Origin of the sequence: Rhodococcus sp. IEGM 1366 (assembly GCF_033142425.1) — a bacterium.
GTDB lineage: Bacteria > Actinomycetota > Actinomycetes > Mycobacteriales > Mycobacteriaceae > Rhodococcus_F > Rhodococcus_F globerula.
Window position 1 is genome coordinate 641,116 of sequence record NZ_JAWLRZ010000002.1, and the last position, 26,934, is coordinate 668,049.

Genomic DNA, 26,934 nt, shown 5'->3' on the forward strand with positions numbered 1-26,934 from the left:
CGCATTCGGCGGCTGCGGAGACCCAACAGGGTGGCACTATTGTGAAACGCTTCGATGTCAGGCAACAGCCCACTCGAGTTTCGGACGTAGAGCTGTTTCCTCTCTCCGCCGCGCAGCGTGCGACCTGGTTTGCGCAGCAACTCGAGCCGAAGGTGCCGATTTCGATAGCGCACTACGTCGAGTTGCGTGGAGCTCTCGATGTCGACCTGCTGCGCAGGGAAACCCGGACGGTCGCACGGGAGTTTCAGTCGCCCTTGCTCAAAGTGCTCGAGGTCGACGGCCAGCCGATGCAGTACGTGGACAACTCGATGGAGATCCCGGTCGAGCTCATCGATTTCCGTGACTACGACGATCCGATGGTCGCTGCACACGAGTGGATGCAGCGGGATTATCAGACCACTCTTGATCTCGGAATTGATCGACTGGTCGAGACCTCGGTGCTCTGCGTGGGTGAGCTGCACTATTTGTGGTACAGCCGAATTCATCATGTCGCACTCGACGGATTTGGTGCGATGACGCTGATGAATCGTATTGCGCACCGATATTCGGCAGCAGTCTCCGGAGGCGAACCGGATCCGAATCGCGCTGCGCCACTACGCAAGCTGTACGACATCGACAGTCGCTACCGGTCGTCGGATCGGTTTGCCGCCGATCGCGAGTACTGGGCGGAGAGGAACTCGGGCGGTACCGGTTCAGCCCTGGCGGCCGGGCACGAACCGGCAGTCGCTGCGAGCAAACTCCAGAGCGCTGTGCTGTCCGGGGAATCGTCTGCCGAACTCCTGGAATCCGAAGGTCAGGCGGCTACGATCATCGGAGCGCTGGCCTGTTATTTGGCACGTCTCACTGCGAAAAGCACTGTCCTGGTGCAAGTTCCGATGTCAGGCCGGACGACGGCGGTACTGCGCGAGTCCGGCGGCATGATGGTCAATGTTGCGCCGCTGTCCATCTCGGTCGACGAAGGGGGTACCGTCGCCGAACTCGTGTCCCGGGTTCAGCGTGAGTTGATGGGCGCACTACGCCATCAGCGCTGCAGTCTCGAAGACATTCGCCGCGACATCGGTGTCAGTACAAATGGTGTCAGTACAAATGGTGTGAGCAGTGACGACGCATTGGCCGGGCCGATGGTCAACGTCATGATGTTCCGACAAGAAGTTCAGCTCGGCGCGATGGTGGGTGAATACCACATCGTCACCTCGGGACCGGTGGAAGATCTCCTGGTCAACGTGTATCCGAGCGCGGATCAACTGTTCGTCGACTTCCGGGCGAATCCGAACAGGTACGCGGATTCGGTGTTGCGTATGCATCACGGTCAGTTCGTCGAACTGCTGGAAGAACTGATCGCGGCGGCTCCGGATGTGCTGCTTGCGACCATTCACGACCGCTCCTTCCGCACCGGTGTCAAACTGCGGCTTGAAGCCGAGCAACTCGAGTACTGGAAGAACCAGCTCGCGGGGATGCCCGAACTGCTGAGTCTCCCGTCCGACCGAATTCGACCCGCGGCGCAGTCGTTGAACGGCGATCGGGTTGACGTTCGGATCAGCGCTGACACACATCAGCACCTGATCGCGCTGGCTCAGGAACACAACACCACAATGTTCGAGGTGCTGCACGCTGGGTTCGCGCTCTTGACGAGCCGCCTGTCCGGTGGGCTCGATGTAGCGGTCGGGACGCCGGTGTCGGCAGGATCGAACATCGTCGTGTTGCGCAACCAGGTGGCACCGGATAAGTCCTTCTCGCGACTGTTGGGCCAGTTTGTCGAGGTCGACGCGGAAGCGTTCGAGCGCGCCGATATACCGTTTGATCGGTTGGTGGGGGAGTTGGAGGTCAGTGAATCCCCTGCGTATTCGCCTGTGGTTCAAGTGTTGTTCGAGAGCGGCCTCGGGCGCGGCCTCGAGACCGGCCTCAAGACCGGCACTGCCGCGGAGGAGACTGGCAACGGTATCGGCCGATTCGACCTTCGGGTATCTGCGGAAGAAACGTTCAGCGACGACGCCGCACCGTCCGGCATCAATGTGACGCTGGGGTTTGCCACCGATCTGTTCGATGCCGACACTGTGGCTCGTCTCGGAATTCGATACCGAACAATTCTGGAGGCGGTCACCGCCGACCCTGAGACGGTAGTCGGTGACATAGGCATTCTCTCCGAGGACGAACGGGGAGCGCTCCTTCCGGTCCAGGCCGCGCCGGGACGTTCGCAGCGCACCCTGCCGGAGTTGTTCGATGCGGCGGCGCGGGCGCATCCCGACGGTATCGCGCTGTCGTATCAGGGCGCCTCGGTAACCTATCGAGAACTCGACGAACGTTCGAACCAGTTGGCGCGCGTGTTGGCTGCCCGCGGTATCGGATCGGAAGATCGTGTGGCGCTGGGTATGACACGCTCGGTGGAGTCGATCCTGGCCATGCTCGCCGTGGCAAAGTCCGGTGCGGCATTTGTTCCCGTGGATCCGACGTATCCGACTGAACGAATTCAACACATGCTGGTGGACTCCGGCGCTGTCGTGGGGTTGACAGTTTCCGCTGAGCAATCGTCATTGCCGAATTCGATTCCGTGGATGACTTTCGATGACAACACCTTTCGTGATCATTGCGCGGCGATGCCGATTTCGGCAGTCACCGACGCCGAGCGAGCGCGACCACTTCGCCGCGAGAATCCCGCGTACGTGGTCTACACCTCGGGTTCCACGGGGCGACCGAAAGGCGTGTCGGTCACCCACACTGGACTGGACGGCTTTGCTGCTGAGCAACTTTCACGGTTCGGTGCTACACCGAACTCTCGAACGCTGCATTTCTCGACCCCGAGCTTCGACGCGTCGATCTTCGAGTATCTTCAGGCGTTCGGGGCCGCAGCGACCATGGTGATCGCTCCGCGCACGATCTACGGCGGCGAGGAGTTGGCCCGCTTCCTGAAAACCGAACGGGTCACCCACGGATTCATCACCACCGCCGCACTCGGATCAACACCCGCCGACGGCCTTCCCGACTTTCAGGATGTTGTGTTCGGCGGTGAGGCGTGCCCGCCGGAGCTGGTGCAGCGGTGGGCCCCTGGTCGCAGGTTGTGCAATGCCTACGGGCCGACCGAGGCCACCGTCATGGCGAATATCAGTGCGCCGATGTCGCCGGCGGGACCGATCACTCTGGGTGGCCCGCTTCGCGGGTGCGTCGAAGTTGTCCTCGATTCGAGGTTGAATCCCGTCCCGGACGGTGTTGCCGGTGAGCTCTATATTTCCGGTGAGGCCCTCGCTCGCGGGTATCACGGAAAACCGGCATTGACCACAGAACGGTTTGTGGCCAGCCCCTTTGGCCATCCTGGTGACCGGATGTACCGGACCGGAGATGTGGTGCGCCGTCGCGGCGGCACGCTCGAATACGTCGGGCGCAGCGACTTCCAGGTGAAGGTCCGCGGGTTCCGCATCGAACTGGGTGAAATCGACACTCTTCTGCTTGCTCATCCGCGGGTGCGGACTGCTGTAACCGTGGCACGAACCGCGCCGTCAGGCGATACGGTGCTCGTCTCGTATGTTGTGCCTGCCGACGGGCAGGTGCTGTCGCCCGCCGACCTGACGGAATACGTGGGGGAACATCTGCCCACGTATATGGTGCCGGCGGCGATCGTGTTGCGCGACGAGTTGCCGATGACGCCGGTGGGGAAGCTTGATCGTGCGGCGTTGCCGGCGCCACAATTTCTGCGCGGCGCCGGCGAGTTCCGTGCTCCGCTCGACCCGCTGGAGCAGGTTGTTGCACAGATCTTCTCCGATGTCCTCGGGGTTGAACGGATTGGCCTGGGCGACAGCTTCTTTGATCTCGGCGGAAACTCCCTTGTGGCAACCAGGCTGATCGCTCGGGTCAACGCGGCAGAGGGGGTCGACCTTGGTGTACGGAGTCTGTTCGAGGCTCCCACCGTTGACGCGCTGGCGGTGGAAATTCGCGGTGCGCGGACCGCCGCTCGCTCCGGCCGTCCGAATCTGAAAGCGCAACCTCGTCCCAGCAGAGTCCCTGTTTCGCTTGCGCAACAACGTATGTGGTTCGTCAATCAGTTCGACGTATCGTCGGCCGCGTACAACATTCCGATGGTGGTGCGGCTGGCAGGAACGTTGGATGTAGATGCGCTCCGGGCCGCAATGACAGACGTGATCAACCGCCACGAGTCGCTCCGCACCGTGTATCCGGCGTCGGTGGACGGTCCTCTTCAAGTTATTGTTCCGCCGGCGCAGGTGATCCCGGAGTTGATTCCGCTTGTCGACATCATGCGCTCCACGTTGGATGCGCGGATTTCCGAACTTGCCGGTCGGGGTTTCGACGTGAGTGCCGATGTGCCCGTTCGCAGTGCGTTGTTTCGGATCAGTCCCGATGAGCATGTCCTGGTTCTTGTGGTACACCACATTTCGGCGGACGGAGCGTCACTGGCACCGCTCGCCCGCGACCTCACGGCGGCATACGCGGCGCGAGCGGCGAAGCAGGATCCGAATTGGCTCCCACTACCGGTGCAGTACGCGGACTACAGCCTGTGGCAACAGGGTGTTCTCGGCCTCGACAACGATCCGGGCAGCGTCATGTCCGCACAATTGGGGTACTGGAAGTCGACGCTGGCCGGCGTCCCCGCCGCTATCGACTTACCGCTGGATCGGCCGCGGCCGGCGCAGCGATCGCTGCGCGGTGAGACCGTCGAGTTCTCGGTTCCCGCGGAATTGCACAGTGAAGTCCTCGAACTTGCGCGCCGGCACAACGCCACAGTGTTCATGGTGATGCATGCTGTGCTTGCGGTGATGTCGGCGCGGCTGAGCGCATCGGCAGACATAGCAATCGGGACACCGACAGGAGGTCGTGGTGAGGAGGCACTCGACGACCTGGTCGGGATGTTCGTCAACACACTGGTGCTGCGGACGGCCGTACATTCTGCCGCGACCTTCGAACAAGTACTGGCCGGCGTCCGTGAGGTGGATTTGGCGGCGTTCGGCCACACGGAGGTGCCCTTCGAGAGTGTCGTCGAAGCATTGGCTCCGGAACGCTCGACGTCGCAATCACCGCTCTTCCAGATCTTGCTGGAGTTCCAGAACACGGTCGCGCCCCACCTGGAACTCCCGGGCCTCACAGTGGACGTCGTACCGGTCGATTCCGGCGTCGCCAAATTCGATCTGCAGTTGACGCTTGCGGAACGCCGTGACGACATGGGGTCGGCAGCAGGCTTTGCGGCGTCGTTCACGTACGCGTCGGACATCTTCGATCGGGACACGGTCGCAGGCTTCGGGGAGCAGTTCGTTCGAATTCTGAGCGCTGTAGTAGCGGATTCGAACACCCCTGTCGGTGATGTAGACGTGGTCGATTCGCGTGAGCGCGACGTGGTTGTGGGGGTGTGGAACGAGACGGATCGACCGATTCCGTCGGTGACGTTGGCTGATCTGTTCGATGGGCAGGTGTTACGGACACCGAATGCGCGAGCTGTTGTGTTCGACGGAACGGTGCTGTCGTATCGGGAGTTCGGTGAGCGGGTGAATCGGCTGGCCCGATTCCTGATTTCGGTGGGTGTTGGTCCGGAATCGCGAGTGGGTGTCGCCATTTCTCGTTCGGTGGAGTTGTTGGTAGCGGTGTATGCCGTGCTCGAAGCAGGTGGGGCGTATGTCGCGATCGATCCGGGCCAGCCACCGGACCGGGTGGGGTTTGTGGTGGGCGCCGCGGATCCCGTGGTGGTGCTGACAACTTCGGGTGAAGGTTCGGTATTGCCCTCCGGTGTGTTCGTTGTCGAGTTGGATCATGTTGATGTGAGAGAGTTTTCGAGTTCACCGGTGACAGATTGTGACCGGCTCACTCCACTGCGGCCGGAACATGCGGCGTATGTCATGTTCACGTCGGGATCGACGGGTCGGCCGAAAGGTGTCGTGGTTCCGCACGCGGGAGTAGTCAACCGCCTGCTGTGGATGCAGGATCGCTACCCTTTGGACGCCGGTGACGTGGTGCTACAGAAGACGCCGGCGACGTTCGACGTCTCGGTGTGGGAGTTGCTGTGGCCGTTGCAGGTTGGTGCGCGGTTGGTCATCGCAGAACCGGGTGGGCATCGTGATCCGGCATATCTCGCGGGCGTGATTGTCGACCAGTCGGTGACAGTGGTGCATTTTGTGCCATCGATGTTGGAGGTGTTTGTTGCCGAGGCGTCGGCGGCGCGGTGTTCAGGTATCCGGCGAGTGTTTGTATCGGGTGAGGCGCTGCCGCCGGGGACTGCGCGGCGGATGCGTGAGTTGATTCCCGGTGCCGGGCTACACAACTTGTACGGTCCGACGGAGGCGTCGGTGGATGTGACGTTCCATGAGGTCAGCGATGTCGACACGACAGTAGTGCCCATCGGTGCGCCGGTGTGGAACACCACGGTGTACGTGCTGGACGGGCGCTTGCATCCGGTTCCGGTGGGGGTTGTGGGGGAGTTGTATCTCGGTGGTGCGCAGTTGGCTCGGGGGTATCAGGGCCGGGCTGATTTGACGGCGGATCGGTTTGTGGCGGATCCGTTCGGGGCGAACGGTGAGCGGTTGTATCGGACTGGGGATCTGGTGCGGTGGGTGCGGCGTGGCAGTTCTGCTTTGGGTGAGTTGGAGTACGTCGGACGTAGTGATTTCCAGGTCAAGCTGCGTGGTCAGCGGGTAGAACTCGGAGAGGTCGAGGCAACGCTGGCCCGGTACGACGGGGTAGCGCAGGCGGTAGTGGCACTGCGGTCGGGGGTCGCGGGCGATTATCTCGCCGGGTTTGTGGTTCCCCAGCCAGGGGCGACAGTTGACGAGCGAGTGATCTTGGAGCGGGCCGCCGCCGAGCTTCCGGGGTTCATGGTGCCGTCAGTGCTGGTGGTGATGGACGAGTTGCCGGTGACGGCAAATGGAAAGTTGGATCGGAAAGCGCTGCCGGAAACAGATTTCGAATCCGGTGCTGCCGGATATCTTGCACCGCGCAATCCGATCGAGGACATTGTCGCCACTGTATTTGCGGATCTACTCGGAGTCGCGAAAGTAGGTACGCACGACAATTTCTTCGACCTCGGCGGGAACTCGCTGATCGCCACGAGGTTGGTCGCGAGGATCAATGCCGTGGTCGGGGACAGGATAGGAGTGCGGGACGTATTCGACGCTCCGACCGTCGCGGATTTGGCGGCGTTGGCGCAGTCGAATGACGGTGTGGAATCCAGACCGCCGCTGAAGCCGCGGGGTGGTACTGCGGAAGTCCCACTGTCGCTGGCGCAACAGCGGATGTGGTTTGTCAATCAGTTCGACACGTCGTCGTCGGCGTACAACGTCGCGTTTGCGTTGAGGTTGGACGGCGCGCTCGATATCAGTGCGCTGCAGGCAGCTTTTGGTGACGTCGTCGAACGACATGAGGCAGTGCGCACAATCTTTCCGCTCACCGATGACGGCCCACACCAAGTGGTCGTGCCTACTGCGAGTGCAGTGCCTGACCTTGATCCCATCGCAGTGTCCGGTGACGCAGAGCTTCGCGAGAAGTGCGTGCAGGTGCTGGCCGAAGGCTTCGACGTGACAGAGCAGGTCCCGCTGCGTGCCGCTCTGTTCCGGCTCGAAGGAAAGGCGGCTTCTCATGTCCTGGCAGTTGTGGTGCACCACATTGCTGCCGACGGTTTCTCGATGGCGCCGCTGGCCCGAGATGTCATGGGCGCGTATTCGTCACGTGTGCTGGGTTCGGCACCGGACTGGGCACCACTCGAGGTTCAGTACGCCGACTACACGTTGTGGCAACGCGAGTGGCTGGGTTCGGAATCCGATGAACAGTCGCTGATGTCGACGCAGCTGGCGTATTGGAGCAACACGCTCTCTGACCTGCCCGAGGTGTTGGAGATTCCCACCGCCCGTCCGCGTCCCGCTGTTCGTTCGCTTCGCGGCGGACACGTCCCGTTTTCGATAGATCCCGAGGTTCATGCGGGCGTGGTGGCGCTGTCGCGGGAATACAACGTCACGGTGTTCATGGTTGTGCACGCGGTGTTGGCGGCAATGTTGGCGCGGTTGACTGATTCCGACGATATCGCCGTCGGCACACCGATCGCGGGTCGTGGTGAGAGGGAGCTCGACGACGTCGTGGGCATGTTCGTCAACACGCTTGTCCTGCGCACCACGATCGACACGGGCGCGACATTCGCCGAATTGCTCCACACCGTCCGGGAAGCTGATCTGGGTGCATTCACGCATGCGGAAGTTCCCTTCGAACGTGTTGTGGAAGTGGTGAATCCCTCACGGTCGACCGCGCATTCTCCGCTCTTCCAGGTCATGCTGGAGTTCCAGGACATCGAGCGTCCGACCTTGGAACTTCCCGATCTGCAGGTCAACAGTGTCGATGTCGAGATCGACACCACCAATTTCGATCTGCAATTGACAGTGTCGGAACGCGTGGACGCCGACGGTGACCCAGCCGGCATGGATGCAAAGTTCGGTTATGCCACAGACCTTTTCGACAGTGATTCTGCCTTGACGTTTGCGCGGCGGCTGCAGCGAATCCTCGTCAGTGTCACCGCTGATCCATCTGCAAGGGTCGGAGATATCGATATCCTCGACGTTGGTGAACGTGACGACCTGACCCCGGTTCGAGGTAAGGAGGGAGTGGACCCGCACACGCTGCCGGATCTGTTGGCAGCCGCAACCGCTCACGATCCGAATGCTGTTGCGCTGATCTATGACACGCGTGAGGTCAAGTACCACGAACTCGACAAACGCTCGAATCAATTGGCCCGCATGCTGATCGAGTACGGTATCGGGCCCGAGAACGTAGTTGCACTATGCGTGCCGCGATCCGTCGAGTCCATCCTGGCGCTGTGGGCTGTGGCCAAGACGGGTGCCGCGTTCCTTCCCGTCGATCCACATCATCCCTCTGCGCGGATCGAATACATGCTCACCGACTCCAGCGCAGTGTGGGGCGTGACCGGGGCGGCGCACCACGCCACCCTTCCCGCTGTCGTGCCCTGGTTGGTACTGGATGAACCGGGCTTCGACGAACGACTGTCGTCCTACCCGTCGTCGGGAATCAGCGATGAGGAGCGGACATCGACGATTCGGATCGATAATCCGGCGTACTTGATCTATACCTCCGGGTCGACCGGCACACCCAAGGGCGTCGTTACGACACACCGTGGTCTGCACAGCTTTGCCGTTCAGGAGCGCGAAACATTCGGAAGCACAACGCAGTCGCGGACACTGCACTTTGCGTCGCCCAGCTTTGACGCATCGATCCTCGAATTGTTGTTGGCGACCGGTGCCGGCGCCACGATGGTGATTGCGCCGCCGTCCGTGTACGGCGGAACCGCTTTGGCGGAACTGCTCGAATCCGAGCGGGTCACGCATTGTTTTGTCACTCCGGTGGCACTGGCGTCGGTTGAACCGGCAGGTCTGTCTTCGCTCGAATGCGTGGTGACGGGTGGGGAGGCTTGCCCGCCCGAACTGGTGGCACGATGGGCGCCGGGTCGGCGGATGTTCAACGCCTACGGACCGACCGAGACGACAGTAGTGTCGAGTATCAGTGCGCCCCTTGCGCCCTCGGACCCGGTCACCATCGGTGCCCCCACGCGCGGTTTCACTGAAGTTGTGCTCGATTCGCGGCTTCAGCCGGTGCCGGTGGGTGTTGCCGGCGAGTTGTATCTTGCCGGTCCGGCTCTTGCACGTGGTTATCACGGGCGGTTCCGCCTGAGCGCCGAACGTTTTGTGGCCGACCCCTTCGGCCCGGGCGGAACGCGCATGTACCGCACGGGTGATCGGGTGCGGTGGTCGTCAGATGGGCAATTGGAGTACCTCGGGCGCACTGATTCACAAGTGAAGATTCGTGGTTTCCGCATCGAACTCGGCGAAGTCGAATCGGCGCTTACTGCGCATGAGGACGTGGCTCAGGCCGTTACCGACGTATGGAACGGTGACGGCAGCGGCGACCGGTTGATCGGTTACGTGGTGCCCGAACCTGGCGCGATAGTCGACTCGAAAGAAGTTCTCGATGTCGCCGCTGGGCGACTGGCGTCGTACATGGTCCCGGCGACGCTGGTGATACTCGGATCTCTTCCCCTCACGGTTCACGGGAAACTTGACCGCGCGGCGCTGCCGGAGCCTGACTTCTCGGCCGCGGTGACACCGGATCGACCACCGCGAACCGAGACCGAGGCGTTGCTTGCCGGACTGTTCAGCGAGGTACTCGGACTGGAATCGGTGGGCGTCCACGATTCTTTCTTCGCGCTCGGCGGGGACAGCATCATGTCCATCCAATTGGTAGCCCGCGCAAAGGCTGCCGGTGTGATCCTGAGTCCCCGAGATGTTTTCGATCACAGAACCGTTGCAGCGCTTGCCGAATCGGCGCGTTTCGACGGTGACGACGCGGATGCCCTCGACGAGTTGCCCGGTGGCGGTGTCGGTTTCCTGCCCGTTACCCCGGTCGCGTCGTGGATGCTCGAACGCAGCGGCGGCCAACTCGACCGATTCTCTCAAGCCTTGCTGCTGGCAGCGCCCGCCGGCCTCACGCAGAACGTTCTTGCTCTCGCAGTCCAGGAAGTGCTTGACCACCACGACATGCTTCGGGCGCGTCTGATCGTGGACAACAGTGCACACCGGGACATGGCAAGACCTGGCATGGAGGTGCTGCCGCCAGGTTCGATCACGGCGGACACGGTGATCAGTCGAGTACTCGTCGACACGGTTGACGGGGATGATTTTGCCGCCTTGGCTTCCACGGAACTCGAGGCCGCTGCCGACCTTTTGGATCCGGCCACCGGCGGCCTGCTGCGCATTGTCTGGTTCGACGCCCCGAATGCCAACGGCCGACTCCTTGTGGTGATTCATCACCTCGCGGTAGACGGCGTCTCGTGGCGCATCCTCGTCGCGGATCTTGCGTCGGCAGTGGGACAAGTCCAGGCCGGTGAAACGCCTTCTCTCGCGCCCGTGGGTACGTCGATGCGACGCTGGTCTCATGGCCTGCGCGAACGCGACCGCAGCAGTGAAATCGACCTGTGGACGAGCATCCTGGACGGCCCCGATCCGTTGATCGGGTCGCGTCCACTCGATCCCACTATCGACGTCGAAGCGAGTGTTGGCACCGTCACCGTCGACGTGCCGCCCGCCGTTACACGTAGTCTGCTCACCACATTGCCGACGGCTGTTCACGGCAGCGTTGGCGACGGGTTGCTTGCCGCCGCGGCGCTGGCTCTCGTCAGTTGGCGGCGTCAACAGGGCTCTGCGCGTCAAGAGGGCACTGCGCGTCAACAGGGAACTGCGCGTCAAGAGGGCACTGTTGCGGCAGACGCGCTGATCACACTCGAGGGACACGGCCGCGAGGAAAATGCAGTCCCCGGCGCGGAGCTTTCCCGCACCGTCGGATGGTTCACCACCGTGTATCCGGTGCGGCTGAGTCTCGCCGGGATCGATGTCGACGATGCGCTGGCCGGTGGTCGTGCCGCCGGGCAGTCGGTCAAAGCCGTCAAGGAGCAGTTGCGTGCGATCCCGGATCACGGCATCGGCTACGGAATGCTGCGATACCTCGACGGCGAGGGATCGTCGCTCAGCCAATATGGTTCTCCTCAAGTCAGTTTCAACTATCTGGGACGAGTGAGCACCTCCGACGGAACGCAAGACTGGCTACCGGTCGCGGGCAGCAGAGAGCTCGGTGGGACGCAGAACCACACCATGCCGGTCGCGTCCGTGATCGACATCAACGCTGCCGTCGAGGACGGTCCGGACGGTCCGCATCTGACCGCGACGTTCACCTACCCGACCGGTGTGATCAACGAGGACGAAGTCGCGGTGTTTGCCGAACTGTGGCGTCGTGGCCTCGAAGGACTCGCTGCTTACACGTCACTGCCGGGAGCGGGTGGGCTCACCCCGTCCGATGTTCCACTTGTGTCGGTGAGCCAGCAGCAGATCGAATCTTGGGAGGAGCGATTCCCCACAGTGCGCGACGTGTGGTCGCTCTCGCCGCTGCAGGAGGGGTTGCTCTTTCACGCCGCGGTGGCCGCAGAAACCGTGGACGTATATACCGCACAGCTGTGCATCGAGTTGGAAGGTTCCGTCGATGCGGGGCGCCTGCGTTCCGCTGCAGCAGGTTTGATGGCCCGTCACCCGAATCTGCGTACCGCGTTCGTCTACGGAAGCGACGGTGCTGCCGCTCAAGTGGTTGTCGACGACGTGGAGATTCCGTGGCAGGAGGTGGATCTGACCGGATACGGATCGGCCGCCGACGAGGAATTGCGACGCTACCTCGACGCGGATCGCAGTGCCCGGTTCAATCTCGACTCACCTCCGTTGCTGCGTCTGACTCTGCTGCGAACTGCACCCGATCGATCAGTGCTTGCGGTGACAAACCATCACATCATCCTCGACGGTTGGTCGATGCCCTTGCTGGTGCGCGAGCTTCTGACGCGGTACGCCGCCGACGGAACCCCGGTGGATCTGCCGGAGTCTGCTTCGTACCGCAATTATCTGACCTGGTTGGCACATCGGGATTCCGAAGCGTCAGCACAGGCGTGGGAACGTGCGCTGCGCGGTGTCACCGAGCCGACGATGCTGGCGCCTTCCGCGCCTGGCGGGCACCGGGCTGTGCCGGCCGAGGTCGACATCGACCCGCCCGCTTCGGTGCTCGATGCCCTGACTGCCACGGCCCAGCGCAGCGGGGTCACGATGAACACAGTGATTCAGGCTGCGTGGGGTGTTCTACTGTCCCGCTTACTCTCTCGTGATGACATAGTATTCGGCGCCACTGTCTCGGGGCGATCACCGGAACTGCCCGGTGTGGAAAACATGCTGGGGTTGTTCATCAACACGTTGCCCGTGCGAATGCAGGTTGATCCTGACGAGACCTGCGCACAGTTGCTGGTTCGGATGCAGGAGGAGCAGGCCGCTCTTCTCGATCATCACGAGGTGGGGCTCGGTGAGATTCAGGCCCGCGTCGGTGTGGGCAACCTGTTCGACACGCTGTCGGTATTCGAGTCGTACCCTGTCGACACATCAGGGCTCGATGATGACGTGGACATCGCCGGTATGCGGGTGACGGGGTTGGATGCTCGCGACGCGACGCACTACCCGCTGACCGTGCTCTCGATCCTCGAACCCCGGTTGCGTCTGAGCCTGCGCTATCAACCATCGATCTTCGGCTCCGCGACAGTCCACCTGTACGCCGATCGGTTGACGAGGATTCTCGAAACGATTGCTCTCGACGACTCAACACCGGTCGCTGAAGTCGACATCTTTGCCGACGGTGAGCGGGAGTTGGTGCTGGATGAGTGGAATGCGACGGAGCATCGCGTGCCCGCTGCGACCTTGGTGGATCTATTCGACGCACAGGTGGCACGCACTCCGGACGCTGGTGCGGTGGTGATAGATGGCTCAGTGTTGACGTACGCGGAGTTCGATGCGCGCGTGAACCGACTAGCGCGGCTGCTGATCGGTGCAGGCGTGGGTCCGGAGTCGCGGGTGGGTGTTGCGGTGTCTCGGTCGCTGGAGATGCTGGTCGCAATCTACGCCGTGGGGAAGGCAGGCGGGGCGTACGTCCCGATCGACCCCGATCAACCTGCGGAGCGCGTCGCATATGTGGTGGGAGCGGTCGATCCGGTGCTGGTGCTCTCCACTGCTGCCGAGCGGGCTGTGCTGCCCGGGGCCATGACGGTCGTGGAGCTGGATCATGTTGACGTATCGGAGTATTCGCCGGACACAGTACTCGAGTGCGAGCGGATTTCGCCGCTGCGACCGGAGCATCCGGCGTATGTGATGTTCACATCGGGATCGACGGGCCGGCCGAAGGGTGTGGTGGTTCCACACGAGGGTGTGGTGAATCGGTTGCTGTGGATGCAGGATCGGTATCCATTGGACGCCGGTGACGTGGTGCTACAGAAGACGCCGGCGACGTTCGACGTCTCGGTGTGGGAGTTGTTCTGGCCGTTGCAGGTTGGTGCTCGACTGGTGATCGCCGAACCTGGTGGGCATCGTGATCCGGTGTATCTGGACCGGGTGATCCGCGACGAGTCGGTGACGACGGTGCATTTTGTGCCGTCGATGTTGGAGGCGTTTCTCGCCGGCGCAGATGTCGGCGGTTGTGACACGCTGAGGCGGGTGTTTACCAGTGGTGAGGCGCTGGCAGCATCGACCGCGGCGCGTCTGCTGAGGTGCAGTGATGCAGAATTGCACAACTTGTACGGTCCGACAGAGGCGTCGGTGGACGTGACGTCCCACGAGGTCAGCGATGTCGACACGACAGTAGTGCCCATCGGTGCGCCGGTGTGGAACACCACGGTGTACGTGCTGGACGGGCGCTTGCGTCCGGTTCCGGTGGGGGTTGTGGGCGAGTTGTATCTCGGTGGTGCGCAGTTGGCTCGGGGGTATCAGGGCCGGGCTGATTTGACGGCGGATCGGTTTGTGGCGGATCCGTTCGGGGCGAACGGTGAGCGGTTGTATCGGACTGGGGATCTGGTGCGGTGGGTGCGGAGTGGTATTGCGGGGTCGAGCGGAGTGAGGGGGAATGTTGCTGCTTTGGGTGAGTTGGAGTACGTCGGGCGCAGTGACTTCCAGGTGAAGTTGCGGGGCCAGCGGATCGAATTGGGGGAGATCGAGGCAGTATTGGCGCGCCAGGATGGGATGGCGCAGGCGGTGGTGGTTCTCCGAAGCGGCGAAGCCGGGGATTTCCTGGCTGCCTATGTTGTTGCCGCGCAGGGTATAACGCTGGTCGAACGAGAAGTGCTCGACGCGGCAGCACAGGATCTACTTGCGTACATGGTGCCGTCTGTGGTGACAGTGCTTGCGGCACTACCGGTGACCGGGAACGGCAAGCTGGACCGAAAAGCCCTGCCGGAACCGGAATTTGCCGCAGTGGTGTATCGAGCTCCGAGCACACCGGCGCAGGAAGTAGTCGCGCAGGCTTTTGCCGACGTGATCGGCGTTGATCGCGTCGGCGCCGACGACAGTTTCTTCGCACTCGGCGGCGATTCGCTCAGTGCTACCCGAGCAGTGGGACGGATCAACAGTGCGTTGAACACCGAATTGGGCGTGGCCGGGTTGTTCGACACACCAGTGGTTTCCGCGCTTGCTGCCAGGCTCGAGTCGACTGCACGAACCGAACTCACCCAACCTGCACTCGCGGCGCGGGCGAGGCCCGATCGAATCCCGTTGTCTCTCGCTCAGACCCGGATGTGGTTCGTCAACCAGTTCGACACGTCCTCGTCGGCTTACAACATCCCGGTTGTCCTGCAGTTGGACGGCGCACTGGATGTGGAGGCTCTGCGTGCGGCGCTGGGCGATGTGCTGGACCGGCATGAGTCCTTGCGTACAGTGTTCCCGGGTTCTGCGGACGGACCGCGTCAGCTGATACTCGAATCCTCGGATGTCGCGCCGGACCTTCGTCCGATTCCCGCACTCGATCAGGAACTTCACGATGTGATCGAGGGCTTCATCGGCACGGGATTCGACGTCACCACGGATCTTCCGATCCGAGTGCAGTTGCTGCGACTGGCTCCCGAGCGGCACGTTCTTGCCATTGTCGCTCACCACATCTCGGCTGACGGATTCTCGATGACACCGCTTGCCCGGGATGTCATGCTCGCGTACACCGCTCGCGCGCATGACCAGAGGCCCCACTGGGCGCCGTTGTCCGTGCAGTACGCCGACTACAGCCTATGGCAGCGGGAGGTTCTGGGCACGGAGCAACAATCGGAGTCGGTGGTCGCCGATCAGCTCGAATACTGGACCGCAGCGTTGGCAGGCATCCCCGAGGTCCTGCCGTTGCCCTTGGATCGCCCGAGGCCGATTAAGCGGTCCACCGAAGGTTCCGTGATCCCGTTCGACATTCCTCTCAGCGTGCATCGTGAACTGGTCGAGATTGCGCACCAGAGTAATTCGACGTTGTTCATGGTGATGCACGCAGCGCTGGCAGCGCTGTTGGCACGGTTGTCGGGCTCGGGTGACGTTGCGGTGGGGACGCCGGTCGCAGGCCGGGGTGAAGCATTGCTCGACGACGTGGTGGGGATGTTCGTCAATACGCTGGTGCTTCGAACCCCGGTATCGCCGGGATCTTCCTTTGCAGACGTGCTGAGTGCGGTGCGATCAGTGGATCTCGGGGCGTTCGGGCATGCGGATATCCCCTTCGAGAGGCTGGTGGACGAGCTTGCACCAGAACGGTCTACGTCGCATACGCCTCTGTTTCAGGTGGTCATCGAATTCCAGAACGCCAGCCACCTGCGACTCGAACTACCTGAGTTGACTGTCCGCGAACTCGACGTGGATCTGGACGTGGCAAAATTCGACTTGCAACTCAGTCTCATCGAGCGGGTCGACGAGCACGGGTCGCCGACCGGGATCAGCGCCGGGTTCCGCTATGCGAGTGACGTTTTCGATCAGGAATCGATTCAACGTATGGCAGAGCGATTTGAGCGTGTGATCGCAACCGTGGCCGAGGACCCCTCGGTTGCGGTAGGTGATATCGACATACTGCTGCCGACAGAACGCGAGCGTGTGCTCCTGGACCCGAACCGCCGGGGCGTTGATGTCGGACCGATGTCACTGGTGGATCTGTTCGATCAGTCGGTGGCGTCGGCGGGTGATGCGGTTGCGGTGAGCTGCGACGGAAATGCGGTGACGTACCGCGAACTCGACGGGCGGGCGAACCGACTCGCGAGGCTGTTGGTGGCGCGGGGAGTGGGCGCGGAAACTCTGGTAGCCGTGGCTATGACGCGATCTGTCGATCTTGTTGTGGCACTGCTGGCTGTAGTGAAGGCGGGTGCGGGCTACCTCCCGGTGGATGTGGCTTCTCCGGCGCAGCGACTGGAATTCCTGTTGAGTGATGCCGCGCCGGCCTGCGCTCTCACCACGATCGAAGACTGCGGCGCATTGGAGTCTTCGATTGTCCCCATGATCGTGGTGGACAGCGACGATACTGTGACTGCGCTGCAACAGTTTTCGCCCCTTCCGGTCACGGATGCCGACCGCCTGCGTCCGTTGCATCCCGATTCGGTGGCGTATGTGATCTATACGTCGGGCTCTACCGGACGGCCGAAGGGCGTGCAGGTAGCGCACTGCAACGTGGTCACATTGCTGGCAAACACCCAGGCGCTGTACAAATTCGGCGAAAATGATGTATGGACGATGTTCCATTCCGCCGCGTTCGATTTCTCGGTCTGGGAAATGTGGGGTGCCCTTGCCCACGGTGGCCGCCTGGTATTGGTCGACTACTTCACTGCCCGCTCGCCGGAGGCGTTCCTCGAACTCCTGCAGCGCGAACGCGTCACCGTGCTCAATCAGACCCCGACGGCCTTCTACCAACTGGCGCAGGCAGACCGCCTGGCCGGCGAACCCGACTTGTGGTTGCGGTACGTGATCTTCGGCGGGGAAGCCCTCGATTTCGCGCAGTTGGAACGCTGGTACTCGCGACGCGGCGACACCGCCCCGACTTTGGTCAACATGTACGGCATCACGGAAACGACGGTGCATGTCAGCTACCTACCTCTGGATCACGGCCTTGTGCGCGACGTATCCGCATCGGTGATCGGCCCGGCATTGCCCGGCCTCCGCGTTTACGTGCTCGATGATCGGCTGCATCCGGTGCCACCGGGCGTGGCCGGCGAGATGTACGTCTCGGGCACGCAGATCTCACGTGGTTATCTCGGTCGGTTCGGACTCACGTCGGCACGATTTGTGCCGGACCCCTTCACACCTGGGGCGCGTATGTACCGGTCCGGCGACCTGGCGCGATGGAATGCGCAGGGCCAGTTGGAGTATCTCGGCCGCAACGATCAACAGGTGCAGGTGAAGGGTTATCGGATCGAACTCGGCGAGGTCGAGTCGGCATTGCTCGCCGGCGCTGGGGTGGCGCAGGCTGCGGCGGTGGCACGCGGTGACCGGTTGGTGGGCTACGTTGTGCCCGAAGCCGGCGCGGTGATCGACCCGGTTGCGCTGCTCGATCAGGCCGCGGAGGGTTTGGCATCTCACATGGTGCCGTCGGTTGTCGTGGTCCTGGATCAACTGCCCCTGACCGGGAATGGGAAGCTCGACCGAAAAGCTCTACCGGAACCAGACTTCGGGCAACAGGTGCGGGTGAGTCGAGCTCCGGGTTCCGAGAACGAACGCATTCTCGTCGACCTGTTTGCCGAAGTTCTGGGACTAGGCACAGTAGGCGTCGACGATTCGTTCTTCACCTTGGGCGGCGACAGCATCATGTCGATCCAGTTGGTGACCCGGGCCAAGGCAGCCGGAGTTCTGATCACACCGCGAGACGTGTTCGAGCGTAAAACCGTTGCGGCGCTGGCCCAGACAGCGCGAACGAGTGGCGACGAAGTTGTTCTTGACGAACTGCCAGGCGGCGGTGTCGGCGAGATCGCGTTGACCCCGATCGCGGCGTGGATGTTCGAGCGTGGCGGCGATTTCCGCCGATACTCGCAGTCTGCACTCTTCACGGTTCCGGGGAACATGGATGAAGACACTTTGACGACGGCCGTGCAGGTAGTCCTGGACCGGCACGACGTTTTGCGGTCGCGGCTACACCGCACCGAGCACGGCTATTCACTAGAGGTAATGGGCCAAGGTTCGGTGAAGGCATCCGCGGTGGTGCGGCGGGTACCGACAGCCACTGATAACAGCGCGACGGATACAGCGAGGGAACTTGATGCGGCTGTAGGGCGGCTGGACCCGGAGTCGGGTGTCATGGTGCAGATTGTGTGGCTCGACGCCGGTCCGGATCGAGAGGGCCGCTTGTTGTTTGCCGTCCATCATCTGGTGATGGACGGCGTGTCCTGGCGAATATTGATCCCCGACCTTGCCTTTGCTTGTGCTCAGGTTCAGGCAGGTGTCGAGCCGACCCCAGCGCCGGTGGGAACGTCGATGCGCCGGTGGTCGCATGCACTGGTCGACGCCGCCCACGATCCGCACCGCGCTGGTGAACTCGACTTCTGGCGACAGACACTCACCGGTCCCGATCCAGCGCTGGGTACACGGGCACTGACACCGCGGGACACCGGAGCCAGCGTCGCGGATATCGAGGTGCGAGTGCCCATTGCGTTGACCGAGAGCCTGCTCGTGGCGGTGCCGCAGGCATTTCACGGCAGTGTTGCCGACGGATTGTTGACTGCGCTGAGCCTGGCATTGATCCGGTGGCGTCGTGACCGCGGTATCGCACATGCGGACGCATTGCTCAATCTCGAAGGTCACGGCCGCGAAGAGCACGTCGTACCCGGTGCAGATCTTGCCCGCACTATCGGATGGTTCACGACGATCTTCCCGGTTCGTCTCGATCTGAACGGCGTGGATCTAGACGACGCGTATGCCGGCGGTCCGTCCATGGGCAATGCGATCAAGACGGTGAAGGAACAGCTTCGCGCAATTCCCGAGCGCGGCATCGGTTTTGGGTTGCTCCGATATCTGAACAGTGAAACGGCAAGTCAGCTTTCCCCGCTACCCGACCCGCAGATCAGCTTCAATTACCACGGACGGCTAGGCAGTACCGGCATGGATAGTTCAGCCGGCTGGGCGCCGATTGACGATGGTGGACTGCGCGACGCTACAACGGCAGACCTGCCGCTGGCTGTTGCCGTCGATATCAATGCGATGGCTATCGAGACCGACGACGGTACGGTGCTGAGCTCCACCTGGACGTATCCTCCCGGCGTGCTCACCAGCGAAGACGCACAACAACTTACCCAGCTGTGGTTGGAAGCGCTTGCTGCGCTCGGTGCGTACGCGGCATCGAGTGGTGGGTTCACCCCGTCCGACTTCGATCTTGTCGACCTTCGACAGGATGCGATCGAAGACCTCGAAAGGCGTTGCGCGGACCTGGCTGACGTCTGGCCACTCTCGCCGTTGCAATCGGGGCTCCTCTTCCATGCCGAACTGGCAGACGAGTCCGCCCAGGATCTCGAGTCAGCCCACAACCACGAATCTGTCGACGCCTACCTGGTGCAAGTGGCGCTCGACCTTGTAGGCGACGTGGATTCCGATCGGTTGCACCGTGCCGCTGCCACACTGCTCGACAGGCATGCCAACCTTCGCACCGCTTTTCTGCACGACGTGGACGGACAGGCCGTGCAGGTCGTTGGGCGCCATGTGCCACCACCGTGGCGCGAGGTTGATCTCACGGCCGGTGGCGAGCAGAACCTCGAACAGGTTCTGGCGCAGGACAGGTCGACGCCGTTCGACATGACACAACCGCCGCTGATCCGGTTCACACTGATCAAGATCACAGCGAGTACGTACACGCTGGTGATCACCAACCATCACATCCTGCTCGACGGCTGGTCGATGCCGTTGCTGGTCAGAGAACTGTTGACGTTGTATGCCGTCGACAGTGACGCGTCGGCACTGCCACGCACCCGCGGATACCGCGATTACCTCGAGTGGATGAGTCGCCGCGATCACGGTGACTCGCGAGACGCCTGGGCCCGGGCTCTCTCCGGGGTGGACGGCCCAACCCTCCTCGCTCCCGTGGATCGGGCGCGTCGGCTGTCCACCATGACAGCGGAGTGGGAGTTCGATGTCGGCGAAAAGGGGACTACGCGTCTGCGCGATGTTGCGCGTTCGCGCGGACTGACGATCAACACGTTGGTGCAGGTGTCGTGGGGGATCGTTCTTGCCACGATGACCGGTCGTGACGACGTGCTGTTCGGTGCCACAGTGTCGGGCCGGCCGCCCGAATTGGGTGGCATCGAAACGATGATCGGACTGTTCATCAACACACTTCCCGTTCGGATCAGTCTGCGCACCGACGAGACGCTGGGTGAATTGCTCGATCGGGTTCAGGTTGAGCAGGCAGCGTTGTTGGATCATCACTACCTCGGACTCGCGGAGATCCAGGACGTCGGTGGTCCGGAGATCGGATTCGACACGTTGACCGTGTTCGAGTCGTATCCGGTTGACCGCGAAGGATTGTCGACCGACACCGATATCGCCGGAATGAGAGCTACCGGTGTAGAGGCCAAGGACGCCGCTCACTATCCGCTGAGTCTGGTCGCGTCGGTCGACACCAAGTTGCACCTCAAATTCGAGTACCTTCCCGACGTTTTCGGTCCGGATGCAGTCGAATCCATGGCGCGGCGCCTGCATCAGGTGCTCGACGCGTGTGTTCGCCCAGACCTACCTCTGGCCGCCGTATCGTTGTTGACCGACAGCGAGCGCAGCGAACTGGTGCCGGTCCGTGGCTCCAGTGGCGGTTCGATTCGCACTTTGCCAGAGATCTTCGACGACGCCGCCACGCGTGATCCGGACGCGCTCGCAGTCGTGTCGGAGGACGGCGACATGAGCTTCGAGGAGTTGGACCGACGCTCGAATCGAATTGCCCGAGTGCTGATCTCGCGTGGCATCGGACCGGAGAACGCTGTGGCGGTGGGGATTTCGCGCTCTCTCGATTCGGTGCTGTCGATAGTGGCGGTGGCAAAAACCGGCGCCGCGTTTGTGCCGATCGATCCGAACTATCCGGACGAGCGCATCTCCCACATGCTCGCAGATTCGGGAGTGAGCCTGGGTGTCACCACTGCCGATCATCACGATCGTCTCCCGGGAACCGCGCGCTGGCTGGTTCTCGACCACCCCGATTTCGTGGGCGAATGCGAGGAACACTCCGGGGCGCCGGTGACAGATGCCGACCGAATCCGTCCGATCAGGATGGATAGCGCCGCCTACGTCGTGTACACCTCAGGGTCCACCGGCTTGCCCAAAGGTGTGGTGGTCACGCACCGCGGTCTCGACAACTTCGCCCGTGATCAGATCGACAGGTTCTCGGCGGGCCCCCGATCTCGAACCTTGCACTTCTCGACGCCGAGTTTCGACGGGTCGCTGTTCGAATATCTGCAGGCGTTCGGCGCGGGCGCGACGATGGTCATTGCGCCACCAGACGTCTACGGCGGTGAGGAACTCGCCCGTCTGTTGGCCGAGCAGGACGTCAGCCACGCATTTATCACCACCGCGGCGCTGGCATCCCTCGATCCGGCGGGGCTCGAACATCTTTCGGACCTCGTGGTCGGCGGTGAGGCCTGCCCGCCCGACCTGGTCGCTCGCTGGGCGCCAGGGCGTCGGTTGCACAACGCGTACGGGCCGACCGAAACGACGATCATGTCCAACATCAGCGCACCGATGGTGCCTGGCGACCCGATCACCATCGGTGGACCTATCCGTGGCGTGAGTGAACTCGTACTCGACGCTCGGCTGCAACCGGTGCCAGTGGGCGTGCCAGGCGAGCTCTACCTGGCCGGGGCCGGATTGGCGCGTGGATATCATCGGCGACCAGGGCTGAGCGCCGAACGTTTTGTTGCCAATCCCGCCGATCCGGGAGCGCGCATGTACCGCACCGGAGATATCGTGCGCTGGACTCCGGAGAAGCGCATCGAATACGTGGGTCGCAGTGACTTCCAGGTCAAGGTTCGTGGTTTCCGCATCGAACCTGGTGAAATCGACGGTGCCCTCATGGCGCAGCCCCAGGTCGGATTTTCGGCCACGATCGCGCACCGTGGCTCAGCCGGCGACACCCTGCTCGCCTCGTACGTCGTACCGACCGCTGGAGGTGCGCTCGACGGCGAGGTTCTCACGCGGGCGTTGTCCGCGAGCTTGCCCTCGCACATGGTTCCCTCCTCGATCACAGTGCTGGAGCGCATTCCGCTGACAGCAGTGGGCAAGCTCGACCGTTCAGCCTTGCCCATCCCCGACGCCCTGTCACGGACCAGGCCCTTCCGAGAGCCGACGGGGCTGGTTGCGCAATCAGTAGCGGAAGTCTTTGCCGATGTACTCGGCCTCGAACGGGTGGGTGCCGACGACGATTTCTTCGAACTCGGCGGCAATTCGCTCAGTGCAACTCGGGTCACGGCCAGGCTCCGGACTGGAATCGGCGTCGACAGCGGAGTGCGGGATCTCTTCGAAGCGTCGACCGTCGACGGTCTGGCCTCGCGCATCGAGCAACTGCGTACAACTGAGCCACTGGGTACTGCAGAATCCGGGCGTGCGCCCCTTGCTGGCCGCACCCGGCCGGGAGACATTCCACTCTCGTTCGCTCAACAGCGAATGTGGTTTGTCAATCAGCTCGATACCAGTTCTCCCGCATACAACATTCCGATCGTGGTCCGGTTGAGTGGCAAACTCGATGTGGCGGCGCTTGATTCGGCGGTGTCCGATCTGGTTGCCCGGCACGAGTCGCTGCGAACGATGTTTCCCATCCGCGGCGCTGCACCCGTCCAGCAGATACTCCCGACCGAGAATGCGGTGGAGACTCTGCTGCCTCACCGCGTTGCGGACGAGCACGAACTGCATGACGAGCTTGCCCGTCTGGTATCGGCGGGATTCGATGTCACCGCGCGTATTCCGTTGCGAGTCGCCCTGTTTGAGCTCACCGACACCGAACACGTTCTGGCCGTTGTGGTACATCATATTTCGGCCGACGGTTTCTCGATGTCCCCGCTTGTTCGGGACGTGATGACGGCGTATCAGGCGCGCACCAGCGGTGCCGCGCCGGACTGGGCGCCGTTGCCGGTGCAGTACGCAGATTACGCGTTGTGGCAACGAGAGGTACTCGGTGATGATGACGACCCGGAGTCGATAATCGGAGAGCAGCTTGCCTATTGGCGCGACGCGCTGGCCGGTACCCCGGATCTTCTCGAACTGCCGCTCGATCGTGACCGGCCGGCGCAGCAGACCTTCCACGGCGCTCGTGTGCACTTCACTGTTGGACGCGACCTTCATCGCCGCATCCGGGAACTGTCGCGTCGGCATCAGTCCACCGAGTTCATGACCGTGCATGCTGCGCTCGCGATCCTGCTGGCGCGTCTCGGCAGCACTGACGACGTGGTGATCGGAACGCCCATCGCCGGCCGGGGGGATCGCGCTCTCGACGACCTGATCGGCATGTTTGTCGGCACGCTGGCTCTGCGAACAAAAGTCGAACCGGCGCACTCGTTCCGCGCGCTGGCAGCGCATTGCCGTGAAGTTGATCTCGGTGCCTTTGCCCATGCAGATGTCCCCTTCGAGCGAGTGGTCGACACGATCGGTCCGAGCAGGTCGACGGCGTATGCACCGATTGCCTCGGTGTCGCTCGAATTCCAGAACAACGATCGGCCGGTGCTGACACTGCCGGAGTTGGAAGTCGGAGGACTCGACCCCGAGCTCGACGTAGTCAAGGTAGACCTCGAATTCCTGCTGGCGGAGGAATTCGACGACGATGGTGCGCCGACGGGGATGAGCGGTGCCGTCGACTTCGCCACAGACCTTTTCGACACGGAGACCGTTGCCGGGTTTGCCGACATGTTCGTGCGCATTCTCGAATCCGTCACCGAGAACCCGGACCTGCCGATCGGCGATATTCCGCTGCTGGGCGAGATGGATCGTCGCATGATGGTGCCGGCGCTCGGAGAACCGGCAGTGCAACCTGAGTTGTGGCCCGAGTTGCTCACGAGCGCCGCGGCGTTCGACCCGGATTCGGTGGCGTTGACCTACGAAGGTCGCCACGTCAGTTATCGCGAACTCGACGAATGGTCCAACAGGGTGGCCAGGGTCTTGCGAGCGCGTGGAGTTGGTCCGGAAACCTTTGTGGCATTGGGGATGCCGCGGTCGATCGAATCCGTCGTGTCGATCTGGTCGGTGACAAAGGCAGGAGCGGCGTTTGTGCCTGTCGATCCCGCATACCCGCGCGAGCGTATCGACTACATGCTCGCCGATTGCCGTGCTTCGGTCGGGCTCACAGTAGCGGGCAGTCGAGGTCGACTACCCGATACGGTTCCCTGGCTGGTGCTCGACGACGCGGATTTTGCGGAGCGTGTGGCCGCGGAGTCGGCGGACGAGGTCACCGACCGGGATCGGACGTGCCCGCTGCATCTCGAACATCCGGCCTATCTCATCTACACCTCGGGTTCGACCGGAAAGCCGAAGGGTGTCAACGTCACTCATCGCGGGTTGGCGAACCTTACCGCTGAAACGCGGGAACGATTCGACGTCACTCATGATTCGCGGGTATCGCAATTGGCTTCTCCGAGTTTCGACGCGTCGGTGTTCGAGTTGATGATGGCCTTCAGTGCGTCGGCGCGTGTGGTGATCGTTCCGCCCGCAGTGTTCGGCGGCAGTGAATTGGCCGACCTCCTTCGCGACGAGGAGGTCACCCATGCCACCATCACGCCCACGGCGCTGGCGGCATTGGGTGACAACGGCTTCGAGTCGCTGCACGTCCTCGATTTGGTGGGGGAGGCCTGCCCGCCAGATGTAGTTGCGCAATGGGCGCCAGGTCGTAGCCTGCACAACGGGTACGGACCGACGGAAACGACAGTTCAGGCCAGCGTCAGCGCACCGATGCGGCCAGGAGAAGGGGTGAACATCGGGGCGCCTGCGCTAGGTTTCGGCTTCCTTGTCCTCGACGAGCGACTGCAGCCCGTCCCGTTGGGTGTTCACGGCGAGTTGTACATCATCGGACCTGGCATGGCGCGCGGTTACCACAATCGAACCGTCCTCACCTCGGAACGGTTTGTCGCGTGCCCGTACGGTGAGCCGGGGCGCCGGATGTACCGAACCGGAGACGTGGTCCGGTGGCGCGAGTCGGCGAACGGCGGGACGGGAAATGGAGTTGGCCACACGCTCGAGTACATCGGACGTAGCGACTTCCAGGTCAAGGTTCGAGGGTTCCGTATCGAACTCGGCGAAATCGATGCCGTTCTCGTGCGTCATCCGTCGGTGGACTTTGCCGCCACCATCGGTCATACCGCTCCATCGGGTGACACCGTTCTCGCGTCGTACGTGCGAGCAGTGGACGGGTACCAGGTGGAGCCCGCAGACCTACGCGCCTTCACCGCGGAGCGGTTGCCGTCGCACATGGTGCCGTCTGCGGTGGTGGTACTCGATCGCATCCCGATGACGCCGGTGGGTAAGCTCGATCGAAAAGCCTTGCCTGCACCGGAATTCGGGTCGATCGGTGCCGAGTATCACGCACCGACCACTAAAACCGAACACGCCGTCGTGGACGCTTTTGTCGAGGTTCTCGGAGTAGATCGGGTGGGTACCGCCGACAGTTTCTTCGACTTGGGCGGTAATTCGCTCATCGCGACCAGAATAGTTACCGCCCTGCATGCCCGATTGGATCGCAGGATTCCGCTTCAATGGATGTTCCTCGACCCCACGCCGGCGGGGATCGCCAGACGCCTCGATATCCCGACAGCGAGCAGCGACCTGGAAGAGGCTCTTGCCGTGGTGATTCCGCTACGCGCCGAGGGGAGCGGTAGGCCGTTGTTCTGCGTGCATCCCGGAATCGGATTGTCTTGGGGTTACGCAGGTTTGGTGCAGTACCTACCGCCAGATCGGCCCGTGTACGGGTTGCAGTTGCCGACGATCAGCGACGACGGCGACTACCGGTCGATCGAACAACTCGCGAACCGCTATGTAGAGGAAATCGAGGCCATCGCGCCCAACGGTCCGTACGATTTGCTCGGCTGGTCGCTCGGCGGGGTCATCGCACACGCCATGGCTGTCGAACTTCAATTGTCGGGTCGTGAGGTCGCCACATTGGCTGTCATGGACAGTTATCCCGACAACGGTGAGGTGGCACCGCAGGGCGGACTCGATGTTCGAGATCTGTTGCGCGGACTCGGATTGGAGATCGAATCGGGAGGTGAGATGACTTTCGAACACGCCGCTGCACTGTTGGACGAGTCGCTCGGGACCGAGACCGGGATACGCGGAAAAGACCTCGAACGGATTGCCGCGGGATACGAGAACTCGCAGCGGATCGGTCATCAATTCGTCCCGCAAGTGTACGACGGGAACCTGCTGATCTTTCCGGCCACAGGTGATGGGGACAGTGATACTCGGGAGCGGTCACCGCAGGAATGGAAGCCGCTCGTGACCGGGAGGATCGACGAGATACCTGTCGACTGCTCCCATAACGAGATGATCGAACCGCAGGCCATGACCATCATCGGGCCGGCACTGGCACGCGCGCTTTCCGCTGATTCCTGAACCCGTGTGCATACGGTACTGATCGGGTGATGTTTTCGGATTG

1 protein-coding gene is annotated in these 26,934 nt (G+C 62.5%); it reads left to right on the forward strand.

Features of this window, described 5'->3' with window-relative positions; translation table 11 throughout:
* The first annotated feature begins 41 nt into the window (after positions 1 to 41).
* Positions 42 to 26,891 carry a non-ribosomal peptide synthase/polyketide synthase gene (locus R4P64_RS08975; protein WP_317820544.1) on the forward strand — a complete coding sequence of 8,950 codons (26,850 nt, stop codon included), beginning with the start codon at positions 42 to 44 and terminating at the stop codon, positions 26,889 to 26,891.
* Positions 26,892 to 26,934 lie beyond the last annotated feature (43 nt).